The organism is Cellulomonas flavigena DSM 20109, assembly GCF_000092865.1.
Lineage (GTDB): Bacteria > Actinomycetota > Actinomycetes > Actinomycetales > Cellulomonadaceae > Cellulomonas > Cellulomonas flavigena.
In genome coordinates, this window is record NC_014151.1 from 2,804,498 (window position 1) to 2,817,162 (window position 12,665).

13 protein-coding genes and 1 riboswitch are annotated in these 12,665 nt (G+C 73.5%); of the genes, 3 read left to right on the forward strand and 10 right to left on the reverse strand.

Annotation, left to right across the window (positions count from 1 at the left end; genetic code table 11):
• Positions 1–34: 34 nt before the first annotated feature.
• Positions 35–124: riboswitch (ZMP/ZTP riboswitch) on the reverse strand.
• Between the two features lie 12 nt (positions 125–136).
• The 6 genes from CFLA_RS12640 to CFLA_RS12665 form a co-directional block, all read right to left on the reverse strand.
• Positions 137–361 carry a hypothetical protein gene (locus tag CFLA_RS12640; protein ID WP_013117723.1) on the reverse strand — a complete coding sequence of 75 codons (225 nt, stop codon included), beginning with the start codon at positions 359–361 and terminating at the stop codon, positions 137–139.
• Between the two features lie 72 nt (positions 362–433).
• Positions 434–1,441 carry a hypothetical protein gene (locus CFLA_RS12645; protein ID WP_013117724.1) on the reverse strand — a complete coding sequence of 336 codons (1,008 nt, stop codon included), beginning with the start codon at positions 1,439–1,441 and terminating at the stop codon, positions 434–436.
• Positions 1,438–2,016: a SigE family RNA polymerase sigma factor gene (locus CFLA_RS12650; RefSeq protein WP_013117725.1), complete on the reverse strand. Its 579-nt coding sequence runs from the start codon at positions 2,014–2,016 to the stop codon at positions 1,438–1,440. Before CFLA_RS12650 ends, CFLA_RS12645 begins: the two co-directional genes overlap by 4 nt.
• A 113-nt stretch (positions 2,017–2,129) precedes the next feature.
• Positions 2,130–3,167: a hypothetical protein gene (locus CFLA_RS12655; RefSeq protein WP_013117726.1), complete on the reverse strand. Its 1,038-nt coding sequence runs from the start codon at positions 3,165–3,167 to the stop codon at positions 2,130–2,132.
• On the reverse strand, positions 3,164–3,700 hold the full coding sequence (locus CFLA_RS12660) for a SigE family RNA polymerase sigma factor (RefSeq protein ID WP_013117727.1): 537 nt from the start codon (positions 3,698–3,700) through the stop codon (positions 3,164–3,166). The genes CFLA_RS12655 and CFLA_RS12660 overlap by 4 nt, the downstream gene beginning before the upstream one ends.
• A gap of 137 nt (positions 3,701–3,837) precedes the next feature.
• Positions 3,838–4,338, reverse strand: a complete 501-nt coding sequence (locus CFLA_RS12665) for a GNAT family N-acetyltransferase (RefSeq protein ID WP_013117728.1) — start codon at positions 4,336–4,338, stop codon at positions 3,838–3,840.
• A 40-nt stretch (positions 4,339–4,378) separates the two neighbouring features.
• Between CFLA_RS12665 and purU the strand changes: the two genes are divergently transcribed.
• The 3 genes from purU to CFLA_RS12680 all read left to right on the forward strand — a co-directional run bounded on the left by purU (position 4,379) and on the right by CFLA_RS12680 (position 7,556).
• The gene (gene purU, locus CFLA_RS12670) at positions 4,379–5,245 is read left to right on the forward strand and encodes a formyltetrahydrofolate deformylase (RefSeq protein ID WP_013117729.1); all 867 of its coding nucleotides are present in this window, start codon (positions 4,379–4,381) and stop codon (positions 5,243–5,245) included.
• A gap of 203 nt (positions 5,246–5,448) precedes the next feature.
• Positions 5,449–6,918: an extracellular catalytic domain type 1 short-chain-length polyhydroxyalkanoate depolymerase gene (locus CFLA_RS21210; protein WP_013117730.1), complete on the forward strand. Its 1,470-nt coding sequence runs from the start codon at positions 5,449–5,451 to the stop codon at positions 6,916–6,918.
• A 176-nt stretch (positions 6,919–7,094) separates the two neighbouring features.
• Complete coding sequence (locus CFLA_RS12680; protein WP_013117731.1) at positions 7,095–7,556, forward strand: hypothetical protein; 462 nt, start codon at positions 7,095–7,097, stop codon at positions 7,554–7,556.
• Positions 7,557–7,733: 177 nt separating this feature from the next.
• On the opposite strand, the gene CFLA_RS12685 is transcribed toward CFLA_RS12680, so the two are convergent.
• The 4 genes from CFLA_RS12685 to mmsA form a co-directional block, all read right to left on the reverse strand.
• Complete coding sequence (locus CFLA_RS12685) at positions 7,734–8,564, reverse strand: ATP-binding cassette domain-containing protein (protein ID WP_013117732.1); 831 nt, start codon at positions 8,562–8,564, stop codon at positions 7,734–7,736.
• Positions 8,561–9,766 (reverse strand): ROK family transcriptional regulator, encoded by a 1,206-nt coding sequence (locus CFLA_RS12690; protein ID WP_013117733.1) that lies wholly within the window; start codon positions 9,764–9,766, stop codon positions 8,561–8,563. Before CFLA_RS12690 ends, CFLA_RS12685 begins: the two co-directional genes overlap by 4 nt.
• Before the next feature lie 127 nt (positions 9,767–9,893).
• Positions 9,894–11,072, reverse strand: a complete 1,179-nt coding sequence (gene mmsB / locus CFLA_RS12695) for a multiple monosaccharide ABC transporter permease (protein ID WP_013117734.1) — start codon at positions 11,070–11,072, stop codon at positions 9,894–9,896.
• Positions 11,069–12,625, reverse strand: coding sequence for a multiple monosaccharide ABC transporter ATP-binding protein (gene mmsA / locus CFLA_RS12700; RefSeq protein WP_013117735.1), 1,557 nt, complete (start codon positions 12,623–12,625; stop codon positions 11,069–11,071). Before mmsA ends, mmsB begins: the two co-directional genes overlap by 4 nt.
• Positions 12,626–12,665: the final 40 nt, after the last annotated feature.

The following is a 12,665-nucleotide window of genomic DNA, read 5'->3' on the forward strand; positions in this document are numbered from 1 at the left end:
GAACGGCGCACCGCACACACGCGGGTGTGGGGTGACCGTGGGCCCAGGCGTCCGACCCGTTGGTCCAGCTGCTGCGTCGCTCCCCGGTGGTGCCCCACCTGCTGCGCCAGTCGCGACCCGCACAGCCTAGCAACCGTCAGGCGGTGGTGGGCTCGTGGTTCACGGCCCTCCGCCACCTGCCGGCGAGCCTCCTGCGGCCGCACGTCGAGGTCGGGGCGCTCACGCTGCCACGCTGCGCCTCGACCCGGTCACCGGCGTCGCCGTCGGGCTCGCGCTCGGCGGCGAGCACCTCACGACGCTGCAGGCCGCTGGTGCTGCCGCGGTGCTCGCGGCCGGGCTCCTCGGCCGGCTTGCGGTGCACGACCGGCTGCGGCGCGACGCGCCGGTCGGCGCCCGGCCCCGAGGGCCGGGCGCCGGCGGCTCGACCGCCCGCTCAGCAGGACTTCCACGCCCCGCAGCCCGCGATCTCGAGCGTCGGTTCGAGCGGCACCTCGCCCACCGCCCGCTGCTCGAGGTAGCGCACGTAGTGCCCCTCCCCGGGGTGCACCTCCTCGAGGAGCAGACCGGTGACCGGGTCGCGCACGAGCTGGGTCACCGCCCCCGCCGAGTCCGTGTACCGCAGCACGTCGCCGGTCCGGCCGAGGGCGTCCTCCCCGACCGAGGCCTGCGTCCCGGGCAGCGTCGCGACCGCCCCCCAGAGCGCCTCCCGAAGCTCCGGGGTCCACAGTCCGGCCTCCGACAGCGAGGTGCGCAGGACCTCGAAGACCTTGTCGTCGTCCGAGCCCGTGCCACGGCCCTCCTCGAGGGCGACCCTGGCAGCCCGCGCGAGCCCGGCGGCGTCCGTGGGCAGCACCCGCGGGTCGGTGAGCATCTCGTACCGCTGCCCCGCGACGCCCCAGCTGCCCATGACCACGACGGGCCCCTTGGCGGCGACGTCGCCGAGGTCGCCGCCGTAGACCATCAGACCGGGGCGCTCGCGGCTGCTCCAGGTCTCCATGCGCTCGGCGCCTTGCCCCCACGACTGCTCGGTGAGGACGTACCAGTAGCGCTCGTCCCCGCCCCACGGGTCCCCCGGCACACCCGTCACCGTGCCGTCGTCGGCGACCACCGCGACGGCCGGCACGGTCGGGCGCGCCGGCGAGTCCGCCGCCGTCGGCGACGCCCCGGCGGGCGCGGTGCCGTCCGGCGTGACCGCCTCGTCGTGCGACGTCGGCCCGGCGGGCGCGATGCCCTGGGGCGTCCCGACGCCCAGGACGGCCGTCGCGCCCCACGCGGCCCCGACGACCAGCACGAGCGTGCCCGTCGCCAGCCCGCCGCGGACCGCCGCGCGCCGGCGCCGTGCCCGTGGCACGACGCGGTCGAGGTCGACGTCGACGCTCGGCACCGCCGCCTCGGCCCGCTCCCGCAGGACCTGCGCGTACTGCTCGTCCGTCCGTGTCACGACCGGCCTCCGTCCCGCGAGACGCCCGCGGGCGTCGTCTCGTCGTCGTTGTCCCCCAGGGCGTCGCGCAGCTGCCGCAGCGCACGCGACGCGGTCGACTTCACCGTCCCGACCGAGACGCCGAGGTCGGCGGCGACCTCCTTCTCGGTCAATCCCTCGATGTGGCGCAGCACCACGACCCGGCGCTGCCGGGGCGTGAGCAGCGCGAGCGCACGCGCGAGCTGGTCCCGGTCGGCCCGGGCGTCCTGCCCGTCGGCGACACCGCGATCGGGGACCCCGCCCGACAGCACCTCGCGCCGCCGGCGCCGCCACGTCGAGATGCGCTGGTTGGCCAGCACGCGCCGCGCGTACGCCAGCGGCTCACGCTCGCGCGCCCTGTCCCAGGCGAGGTAGGTCCGCACGAGCGCCTGCTGCACGAGCTCGTCGGCCTGGTGCGCGTCGCCGCAGAGCAGCCACGCGGTGCGGGCGAGCGACGGCGCAGCGGCCGTCATGAACGCCGTGAACTCCTCGTCCCGGGTGCGACCGTGGGGCAGGACCGTGGCCAGCGGCTCCGTCGCTCCGTCGCCGCCGGGCATCGTGTCCTCCTGGGTCGCCGGTGGCGACGTCGTCGTTCTCACCACCCTTACACGCCGGACGCCCCGCGAAGGTTGCGTCGCGGGGCGTCCGGGTCGTCCGAGGGTGGTACGGGTCAGCGCACGCACTCCGCCCAGGACGTGCAGCCCAGCGGTTCGAGCGACGGCGCGACGGGGACGTCGGCGGCGGTGCGCTGCTCGAGGAACCGCGTGACCTCGTCGTCGTGGGCCGACCTGCTCTCGAGCAGGAGCCCGGTCGCCGGGTCGCGCACCAGCCGGTTCTCGGTGCCGTCGGCCGCGGGGACGCGCAGCACCTCCCCCACGCGCCCGAGCTCGTCCTCGCCGGGCCCCACCGACGCGCCGGGCAGCAGGGCTGCCGCCTCCCAGTAGGCGTCGCGCAGCTCGCGAGGCAGCAGCCCGCCGCGATGGTGCAGTGCGCCGAGCACCTCGTCGAAGACGGCGTCGGTGAGCGCCGGCGGGTCGGGCACCGTCCCGGCGCGCGGGGACGGGTCGGGCGGCACCGCGTCGACGACGGCCCGCAGCAGCTGCGCGGGGTCGGTGGGCAGCGCACGGGGGTCCGACACCCGCTCGTACCGCACGCCGTCCAGCACGACGGCGCCGCCGACGCCGTCGGCCGGCCCTCGACCGATGGCACGCGCCGTCACCCCGTCCAGCAGCAGCAGACCGGGACGCTCCCGGCTCGCCCACCACTCCTGCTCCTCGACGTCCTCGCCGGTGCGCAGCTCGACCCGGACGTACCAGTAGGGCGCGTCGCCCTCCCACGGGTCACCGGGCACGCCGGTGACGGTGCCGTCCTCGGCGACCACGGCCTCGGCCGGCACGGCGCGGGCCACGCCGCCGGCGGCGTCGGGCGAGCGTGTCAGGGCGGGCGTCGGCGTCCGCGCGTCGCTCGGCCCGGCCGTCGGCCCGCCGACGCCCGCGGGCGGGACGTCGGGGGTGACGACACCGGACGCGACCCCCCACGCCGTGCCGAGCACCGCCACGAGGACGAGGGCGGCTCCGCCGCCGCGCCGCGCCGCCCGGCGGCGGCGCGCCCGCTCCACGGCCCGCTCCGCATCGACCTCGGCAGGGGGGACGAGCAGGTCGAGCCGCTGCCGCAGCTCGGCCGCCCAGCTCTCGTCGGTCGTCGTCATCGCGCACCTCCCGCACCGGGACCCGCGGACCCGTGCGTGGACCGGTCCATCGTCTCCCGCAGCTGCCGCAGCGCGCGCGAGGCCGTCGACTTCACCGTTCCCACGGAGATGCCCAGGTCGTCGGCGACCTCCTGCTCGGACAGCCCCTCGAGATGCCGGAGCACCACCACGCGTCGCTGACGGGGCGTCAGCGTCGCGAGCGCCCGGGCGAGCTGGTCGCGGTCGTCGTGCAGCGACTGCCCGCCCTCCACGGCGCGCTCCGGCAGGTGCTCGGCCGCCGCGAGGACCTCCCGGCTGCGCCGTCGCCACGTCGAGACCCGCTGGTTCGCGAGCACCCGTCGTGCGTACGCCAGCGGCTCACGCTCGCGTGCACGGTCCCACGCCAGCCACGTGCGCACGAGCGCCTGCTGCACGAGCTCGTCCGCCTGGTGCACGTCACCGCACAGCAGCCAGGCGGTCCGTGCGAGCGCCGGACCGGAGTCCGCCACGAACGCGACGAACTCCTGGTCCCGGTCGCCACGGAGGGGCGGCACGAGCGGGACGCGCTCGTCCGCGTCCTTGCCCCCGCGTCGAGGACCACGCGCTGCGTCCGTCGTCGTCCCCACACCCTTCTCACGCGCGAGACGCCGCAAAGGTTGCGTCGCGGGGCGGGCGAGCCGGGCAGAGCGGCTCAGGCCTGGACGGCCTCGCCCTCGCCGAGGAGCTTGCGCAGGTACGCGTACGTGAGGTCGCCGGCCGTCTGGTCGTGCTGGTGCTCGTAGCCGGCCTTGTTGTAGAGGGCGATGTTCTGCAGCGAGTCGCGGCCGGTGAACACCCAGACCTCCTCGATGCCGTCGGGCAGCGTGGGCAGGATCGCCGAGAGCAGCTCCGTGCCGATGCCCTTGCCCTGCAGGTCCGGCGCGACGGCGAAGCGGCCCAGCGTCGCCTTGGTGCCCTCGACGAGGACGCGGATCGAGCCGACGAGACGGTGTCCCCACCACGCGCCGAGCGTGATGACGCCGTCCGCGCCCAGGTCGGCCTTGAGCTCCTTGAGGGTCTGCGTCAGCGGCGGGATGTTCGGGTCGCCGTACTGCTGCGCCTCGGTGACGAACGCGGCGCGGCGCAGCGTGAGCAGCTCACCCGCGTCGTCGACGGTCACGGGGCGGATGTCGAGGGCGGTCATGGGCGCCATGGTGTCAGCCCGCGGCGCCCGCGCACTACCCTCGGACCTCGTGTCCCCCACATCGCCCGTCGACCCGACGCACCTGGTCCTCACCCTGTCCTGCCCCGACCGCCCCGGCATCGTGGCGGCCGTCGCCGGGCTGCTCGCGCAGCACGGCGGCAACATCACCGAGTCGCAGCAGTTCGGCGACCCGCTGTCGGGGCTGTTCTTCATGCGGGTGCAGGTGACGACGGACGCCGGGGCGGACGCGTTGCGGGAGGACCTCCAGGCGCTGGCGGTGCGATTCGAGATGACCTGGCGGCTCGACGTCGTCGGGCGTCCGCTGCGCACGCTCGTCATGGTCTCGACCGCCGCGCACTGCCTCAACGACCTCGCGTTCCGGCAGCGCTCGGAGAACCTGCCCGTGGACCTCGTGGCCGTCGTGTCGAACCACGACGTGCTGCGGCCGATGGCGGACTTCTACGACATCCCGTTCCACCACGTCCCCGTGACGGCGGCCACCAAGGCGGCCGCGGAGGCGCGTCTGCTCGAGCTGGTCGAGGAGCTCGACGTGGAGCTCGTCGTGCTCGCGCGGTACATGCAGATCCTCTCGGACGAGCTGTGCCGGCGGTTGGAGGGGCGGGTCATCAACATCCACCACTCGTTCCTGCCGTCGTTCAAGGGCGCCCGCCCCTACGCGCAGGCGCACGACCGGGGCGTCAAGCTCATCGGCGCGACGGCGCACTACGTGACCGGTGACCTCGACGAGGGACCGATCATCGAGCAGGACGTCGAGCGCGTCGACCACGCGCACGCGGTCGAGGACCTCGTCGCGCTGGGCCAGGACGTCGAGCGGCGGGCGCTGGCGCGGGCGGTGCGCTGGCACGCCGAGCACCGCGTGCTGATGGACGGCCGGCGCACGATCGTCTTCCGCTGACCCGCTGACCCGCTGACCGCTGACCCGCTGACCTCGGGCACCGCGTCGCCGGCACGGGTGGACGGCGAGCGCCCGAAGCGTTTCGACGGGTGTGTCCGCGCGTCCCCGGGCGCCATGCTCGTCCCACGACCGGCAAACGTTCCCTGCCGCGTCGAGGAGTGCCGGCGCACCGCCGCGTCCGGCGGGCGAGGAGGTCACGGCCGATGAGACTGTCCCGAACCGGCGGGAGCCGCCGCACGACCGCGCGTGCCGGCGCGCTGGCAGCGCTGCTCGCGCTCGCGCTGGCGGGTGCCGCGCAGCTCGCGACGGCGCCGCCCGCCCAGGCGGCCTCGCTCGTCGAGGTGCAGAACTTCGGCAGCAACCCCGGCGGCCTGCGCATGCACCTGTTCGTGCCCGACCGCCTGCAGTCCCAGCCCGGGATCCTCGTCGTGTCGCACTACTGCACGGGCAGCGCGCAGGCGATGTTCACCGGGCACCAGTTCGACGAGCTCGCCTCGCAGTACGGATTCATCGCGATCTACCCGAGCACGAACCGCCCGGGCAACTGCTTCGACGTCTCCTCGGTCAACGCGATCGTGCACGACGGGGGCAGCGACCCGCAGAGCATCGCGCAGATGGTGCAGTACGTGCAGCAGCGCTACACCACCGACCGCGGCAGGGTCTTCGCCACCGGCGTCTCGTCCGGCGCGATGATGACGCAGCTGCTGATGGCCACGTACCCCGACGTGTTCGCGGGCGGCTCGGCCTTCGCCGGGGTGCCGGCGACCTGCTTCGTCACCAACGGCAGCAAGCCGGGGACGACCGCGCAGGCCGGCTGGAACAGCGAGTGCGCCCAGGGCCGTCGCATCCAGTCCGGCGAGCAGTGGGGCAACGCCGTGCGGTCGGCGTACCCGGGGTACACCGGCCCGCGGCCGCGGGTGCAGCTGTGGCACGGGACGAACGACGAGACGCTCAACTTCCAGAACCACCTCGAGGCCACGAAGCAGTGGACGAACGTGCTCGGCCTGTCGGAGACGCCGACGTCGAGCGAGACGATCGGCAACCGCACGCGCGCCCGCTACGGCAGCACGGGCACCCGGGCGACGCTCGAGACCAACCGCCTGCAGGGCACGACCCACAACATCCCCGTGGACGCCGCGGCGGCGATCGCGTTCTTCGGGCTGGACCAGCCCAGCTCGACGACGCCCACGCCGACCCCCTCGCCCACACCCACACCGACACCGACACCGTCGCCCACACCGTCGCCGACGCCCACACCCACCCCGACGCCCACACCCACACCGTCGGCCACGCCCACACCGTCTGCCACGCCCACACCGAGCCCCACGCCGAGCCCCACGACGCCCGCTCCGTCGGGTGCGTGCCGCGTGACGTACACCGTGAACCAGTGGAACACCGGGTTCACGGCCCAGCTCGAGGTGGTCAACACCGGCACCGCGGCGCTCGACGGCTGGACGCTGCGCTTCGCGTTCCCCTCCGGGCAGCGGGTCACCCAGTACTGGAGCAGCGAGGTCACCCAGTCGGGCGCCCAGGTCACGGTCGCCAACGCCCCGTGGAACGGGCGGCTCGCCCCGGGCGGTGCGGTGCAGATCGGCTTCAACGGCGCCCACTCGGGCACCAACACGGCGCCGTCGTCGTTCACGCTCGACGGCGCGCCCTGCACGGTCGGCTGACGGGACGCCCGGCGCGGGGTCGACGCCCCGCGCCGGACTCGTCACGAACATCCGGTTCGCCGTGACTCGGGCCACATAAATCGTTTCGCCGGGTATCTCCTTGAGAATTCACCCACCACGGTGGTGACGACCGGGGCCGTCCAGGCCCCGGTGCCGTCCGACCCGAGGGGAACCCCATGACCGCCGATGTCGCTTCCAGCACCGCACCCGCTGCCGTCGCGCCCGCACCCCGCGCGGCGTCCCGCACCCGTCTTCTCGGGACCCTCCTGACCGTGCTGGGTCTGCTCATGGCTCTGGCCGGCGTGGCCACCTGGGGCGGCATCGCCCAGGGCCTGGCCCAGGAGGAGATCACGGTCTCCGAGAACGCCCCGTTCCTCGCCGGACAGCCGGTCGTCACGCCGTGGGCCGCGTGGGCCCAGGCCGAGACGATCCGCGTCGACGTCGCCGAGATGACCGGCGGCCTCACCTACGCCGAGATGGACCGCGACGACCCGCAGCGACCCGCCGTCGCGACCGGCACGTTCCTGCGTGCGTCGCTCATCACGTCCGTCATCGCCTTCGGCGTCGCCCTCACGCTCGTCGGCATCGGCACGGGCTTCGTCCTCGGCGGGCTCGGGCTGCGCAACGCCGCGGGCTGACGCTCGGCCACCGACGTGGGCGCCCACCTCCCCGGGCGCTCCCGGCACCCACCTCCCCGGGTGCCGACGGCGCACGCCCCCGCGGCGGCGCCGCCCCCACCGCCGCCCGGCTCCGTGCGAGCCGGGCGGCGGCAGCGTGTCCCGGCGGCCCTGCGTCCGGCGACGACCGGGGCCGCCTCAGGCCCGCTCGGGGTGCGTCTGCGTCGCGCCCGTGATCGCCGCGAGCAGCTCCTCCTGCGAGACGTCCCGCGTGCGGAACGACCCGTTGTTGCGGCCGTGCCGCAGCACCTCGACACGGTCGGAGACCGCGCGCACGTCGTTGAGGTTGTGGCTGATGAGGACGACGCCGAGCCCGAGCTCGCGCAGGCGCTCGATGTGCGTGAGCACCTCGGCGGTGTGCGCGACCGACAGCGCGGCCGTCGGCTCGTCGAGCACCACCAGCCGGGGCGACCCGATGAGCGTGCGCGCGATGGCGACGGTCTGCCGCTGCCCCGCGGACAGGTGGCTGATGGGCGTGCGCACCGACGGGATGCGGCTCGTGAGGTCCCGCAGGATCTGCCGCGCGACCCGTTCCATCTCGCCGTCGCGCATGAGGGTGTGACGGCGCACCTCGCGCCCCAGGAAGAGGTTGGCCGTGACGTCGAGGTTCTCGCACAGCGCGTAGTCCTGGAAGACCGTGGCGATGCCGGCCTGGTGCGCGTCCGACGGTGACGCGATGGTCACGGGCTCGCCGTCGAGCTCGAGCAGCCCGGCGTCGGGGTGCAGGACGCCGGACACCACCTTGGCGAGCGTGGACTTGCCCGCACCGTTGTCGCCCACGAGCGCGACGACCTCGTGCGGGTGCACGACCAGGTCGACGTCGACGAGCGCCTCGACCGGCCCGAACCTCTTGGACACCCGCCGCACCGCGAGCACCGGGGTGCGCGGCGCGGGCGCCGGCGGGACCACCCGCTCGTCGCGCACGTCGCCACCGCCCCCGTCTCCCCCGCTCCCGCCGATCCCCGTCATGACCCGCCTCCGTCGCCGTAGTCCGCCAGGTCGCCGAGCTCCGCGGCCCCCGTGGCCGCCGCCTGGTCCGTGGCCTCGAGCACCATCGCGAGCGCCCCGAGCACCGACGCCCGGACCCCCAGCTCGCCGGTCACGACGTCGAGCGCCGCCACCTGGTTGAGCGGCACGCGCCGCCCGATCGCCTCGCGCATCGGCGCCAGCAGCACCTCGCCGGTCGCCGCGAGCTCGCCGCCGACCACCACGCACTGCGGGTTGACGACCATCGCCATGCCGGCGACGACGCCGCCGATCACCGCGCCGGCGTCGGCCACGACCTGGCGGCACCCCGGGTCACCCTCGGTCGCGCGCTGCACCACGTCGCGCAGCGTGAGGGAGCCGTGGCTCGCCGCGAGCGGCTCGACGAGCGCCGGGTAGCCCACGACCGTGTCGAGGCACCCGCGCGAGCCGCACCGGCAGATCCGCCCCTGCGGGTCGACCTGCACGTGGCCGACCTCACCGGCGGTCCCGCCGAACCCGCGGTGCAGGCGCCCGGCGAGCACGATCCCGGCACCTGTGCCCGCACCCACCGACACGTACACGACGTCCTGGTACCCGCGCGCCGCGCCGAACCGGCTCTCGGCGAGCGCGCCGAGGTTGGCCTCGTTGTCGACGAGCACCGGCTTGGCCAGGCGCTTGGCGAGCACGTGCACGACCGGCACCTCGTCCCAGCCGCGCAGGATGCCGCGCACGGTGACCAGGCCGGTGCCGGGCTCGACGGGCGCAGGCAGCCCGACGCCGAGACCCACGAGGTCGTCGAGCGTCGCGCCGACGCGCTCGAGCAGGTCGACGACGAGCAGCGCCGCGCGGTCGAGCGTCGTGTCGGCACGGTGCTCGGCCGGCAGCGGCAGGCTCTGCTCGGCGACGATCTCGCGCGTCACGTCGGCCAGCGCGACCCGCAGGTGGCGCCGGCCCACGTCGACGCCCGCGGCCAGGCCCGTCGTGCGGGCGATGGTGACGAGCTGCGCGCGACGCCCCGAGCGGACGGTGTTCGTGGTGTCGACGACGCCCGCAGCCAGCAGCTCCTTGACGATCGAGCTGACCGTCGCGGGCGACAGGCCCGTGGCGGCGGTCAGCTCGACCTGCGTCAGCCCGCCGTAGCGCTTGACGGTCTCGACGACGAGCGCGCGGTTCGCGCCCCGCAGGGACGACTGCGATCCGGTCATCGGTCCCCTCACGTCGGCGAGCCTAGTGCCGGGCGGGGCCCTGTCCCCCCGGCGGCCGCCCGGCATCCCCCGGCCGGACGACACCGCGGGCCCGCACCGCCGGTGGCGGCGCGGGCCCGCGGGTGCGTCAGCGCGCCTCGGCGCGGCGCTTGTTCCAGACGTCGAACGCGACGGCGAGCAGGAGCACGAGACCCTTGACCATCTGCTGGATCGACTGCGGGACACCCATGAGCTGCATGCCGTTGCTCATGACGGCCATGATCAGCGCACCGGTCATGGCGCCGGTCACGCGGCCCACGCCACCGGTCGTCGACGCGCCGCCGATGAAGGCCGCCGCGATCGCGTCGAGCTCGAACATGTTGCCCGCGCCCGGCTGCGCGCCGTTCATGCGCGACGAGTAGACGACGCCCGCGACACCGGCGAGCAGGCCCATGTTGACGAAGGTCCAGAAGGTGACCTTGCGGACCTTCACGCCCGAGAGCTGCGCGGCGTTGAGGTTGCCGCCGATCGCGTAGATGTGACGGCCGAACACGGAGCGCTGCGTGACGACCGAGTAGGCCATGATCAGCACCGCGAGCAGGATGAGGATGTTCGGCAGGCCGCGGTACTGCGCGAGCTGGTAGCCGAACCACATGACGACCACGGCGATGACGACCAGCTTGGCGACGAACATCGGCATCGACTCGACGACCTGCTGGTACGCGATCCGACCGCGGCGCGTGCGCCACTGGCTCACGCCGTAGCCAACCACCGCGACCCCGAAGATCACGAGCGTGAACACGTCGATGCCGTACCCGCCGAACCAGCCGTTGGTGGAGAACCCGTTGGCGACGTCGTAGTACGTGCCGCCGAACGGCGACAGCGAGACGTTGTCGAGCACGCGGTAGGTCATGCCGCGGAACAGCAGCATGCCGGCGAGCGTGACGATGAAGCCGGGGATCCCGACGTACGCGACCCAGAAGCCCTGCCACATGCCGACCAGCAGGCCGACCGCGAGCGCAGCCAGGACGCCGACCCACCACGGTGCGCCGTTGCGGATGACCAGCACGCCCGCGACCGCGCCGGTGAGCGCGACGACCGAGCCGACGGACAGGTCGATCTGGCCGAGCACGATCACCATGACCATGCCGATGGCGAGGATGAGGATGTACGAGTACTGCAGGACGATGTTGGTGAGGTTCCCCGGGCTCAGGAAGTTCGAGTTGAGCAGGGAGAACAGCACGACGATGAGCACGAACGCGACGAAGATGCCGCTCTGGCGGAGGTTCCGCGTCACCATGTCGCGGAAGCCGGCGATGGCCGTCATGATGCAAGGTCCTTTGCTGTCTCGCGCTCGATGGTCATGAGCTCCATCAGCCGCTCCTGGGTGGCCTCGGCGACGGGCAGCTCACCGGTGATGCGCCCGAACGCGAGGGTGTAGACGCGGTCGCAGATGCCGAGCAGCTCGGGCAGCTCGGAGGAGATGACGACGACCGCCTTCCCCGCCGCGACCATCCTGTTGATGATCGTGTAGATCTCGTACTTCGCGCCGACGTCGATGCCGCGCGTCGGCTCGTCGAGGATGAGCACGTCGGGCTCGGTGTAGAGCCACTTGGCGAGGACGACCTTCTGCTGGTTGCCGCCGGACAGCTTGCCGGTGAGCGCCATGACCGTCGGTGCCTTGATGTTGAGGGACGCGCGGTACTCCTCCGCGACCTTGATCTCCTCGTTGCCGTTGACCCAGCCGCGGCGGGCCAGGCGGCGCATGCCGGCGGCGGAGATGTTGCGGCGGATGTCCTCGATGAGGTTGAGCCCGTACCGCTTGCGGTCCTCGGTGGCGTAGGCCAGCCCGTGCCGGATCGCCTCGTCGACGTCGCGGACCTGGATCTCCTGACCGTCCTTGTAGATGCGGCCGCTGATGCCGCGGCCGTAGGAGCGCCCGAAGATGCTCATCGCGAGCTCGGTACGGCCGGCACCCATGAGCCCGGCGATCCCGACGACCTCGCCGGCCCGCACGTTGAACGACGCACCGTCGATGACGACCCGGTCGGACTGCGTGGGGTGGTGCACGGTCCAGTCCTCGACGCGCAGCACCTCGTCCCCGATCTGCGGCGTGCGCTCGGGGTACCGGTGCTCGAGGTCGCGGCCGACCATGCCGCGGATGATGCGGTCCTGCGTCGACGTCGGCTCGGACATGTCGATCGTCTCGATCGTGCGGCCGTCGCGGATGATGGTCGTGCGGTCGGCGATCTCGGCGATCTCGTTGAGCTTGTGGCTGATGATGATCGACGTGATGCCCTGGCCCTTGAGGTGGCGCAGGAGACCGAGCAGGTGCTCGGAGTCGTTGTCGTTGAGCGCGGCGGTCGGCTCGTCGAGGATCAGCAGGCGGACCTGCTTGGACAGCGCCTTGGCGATCTCGATGAGCTGCTGCTTGCCCACGCCGAGCTGCGAGACCGGCGTCGTCGGGTTCTCGTCGAGCCCGACGCGTGCCAGGAGCTTGGCGGCCTCGGCGTTGGCCTTGTTCCAGTCGATGAGCGACGCGGTGCCCCGCACCTCGTTGCCGAGGAAGATGTTCTCCGCGACCGACAGGTACGGCACCAGCGCGAGCTCCTGGTGGATGATGACGATGCCGCGGCCCTCGGAGTCGTTGATCGAGCCGAACTCGACCTCCTCGCCCTCGAAGACGATCGCGCCGTCGTAGGTGCCGTGCGGGTACACGCCGGACAGGACCTTCATGAGGGTCGACTTGCCGGCGCCGTTCTCACCGCAGATGGCGTGGATCTCGCCGCGCTGCACGGTCAGGCTGACGTCCTGCAGCGCCTTGACTCCCGGGAAGGTCTTGGTGATGGACCGCATCTCGAGGATGTCGCTGTGGTCCATGACCCCTCCGTTCAGTGGTTTCGGGTGGTGGGGCAGGGCG

Bases quoted from the DNA above. Each gene is read 5' to 3' on its own strand.
- mmsA (WP_013117735.1), bottom strand. From the start codon at position 12,625: ATGGACCACAGCGACATCCTCGAGATGCGGTCCATCACCAAGACCTTC.
- mmsB (WP_013117734.1), bottom strand. From the start codon at position 11,072: ATGACGGCCATCGCCGGCTTCCGCGACATGGTGACGCGGAACCTCCGC.
- CFLA_RS21210 (WP_013117730.1), top strand. From the start codon at position 5,449: ATGAGACTGTCCCGAACCGGCGGGAGCCGCCGCACGACCGCGCGTGCC.
- CFLA_RS12685 (WP_013117732.1), bottom strand. From the start codon at position 8,564: ATGACGGGGATCGGCGGGAGCGGGGGAGACGGGGGCGGTGGCGACGTG.
- CFLA_RS12690 (WP_013117733.1), bottom strand. From the start codon at position 9,766: ATGACCGGATCGCAGTCGTCCCTGCGGGGCGCGAACCGCGCGCTCGTC.
- CFLA_RS12650 (WP_013117725.1), bottom strand. From the start codon at position 2,016: ATGCCCGGCGGCGACGGAGCGACGGAGCCGCTGGCCACGGTCCTGCCC.
- CFLA_RS12655 (WP_013117726.1), bottom strand. From the start codon at position 3,167: ATGACGACGACCGACGAGAGCTGGGCGGCCGAGCTGCGGCAGCGGCTC.
- CFLA_RS12665 (WP_013117728.1), bottom strand. From the start codon at position 4,338: ATGGCGCCCATGACCGCCCTCGACATCCGCCCCGTGACCGTCGACGAC.
- CFLA_RS12680 (WP_013117731.1), top strand. From the start codon at position 7,095: ATGACCGCCGATGTCGCTTCCAGCACCGCACCCGCTGCCGTCGCGCCC.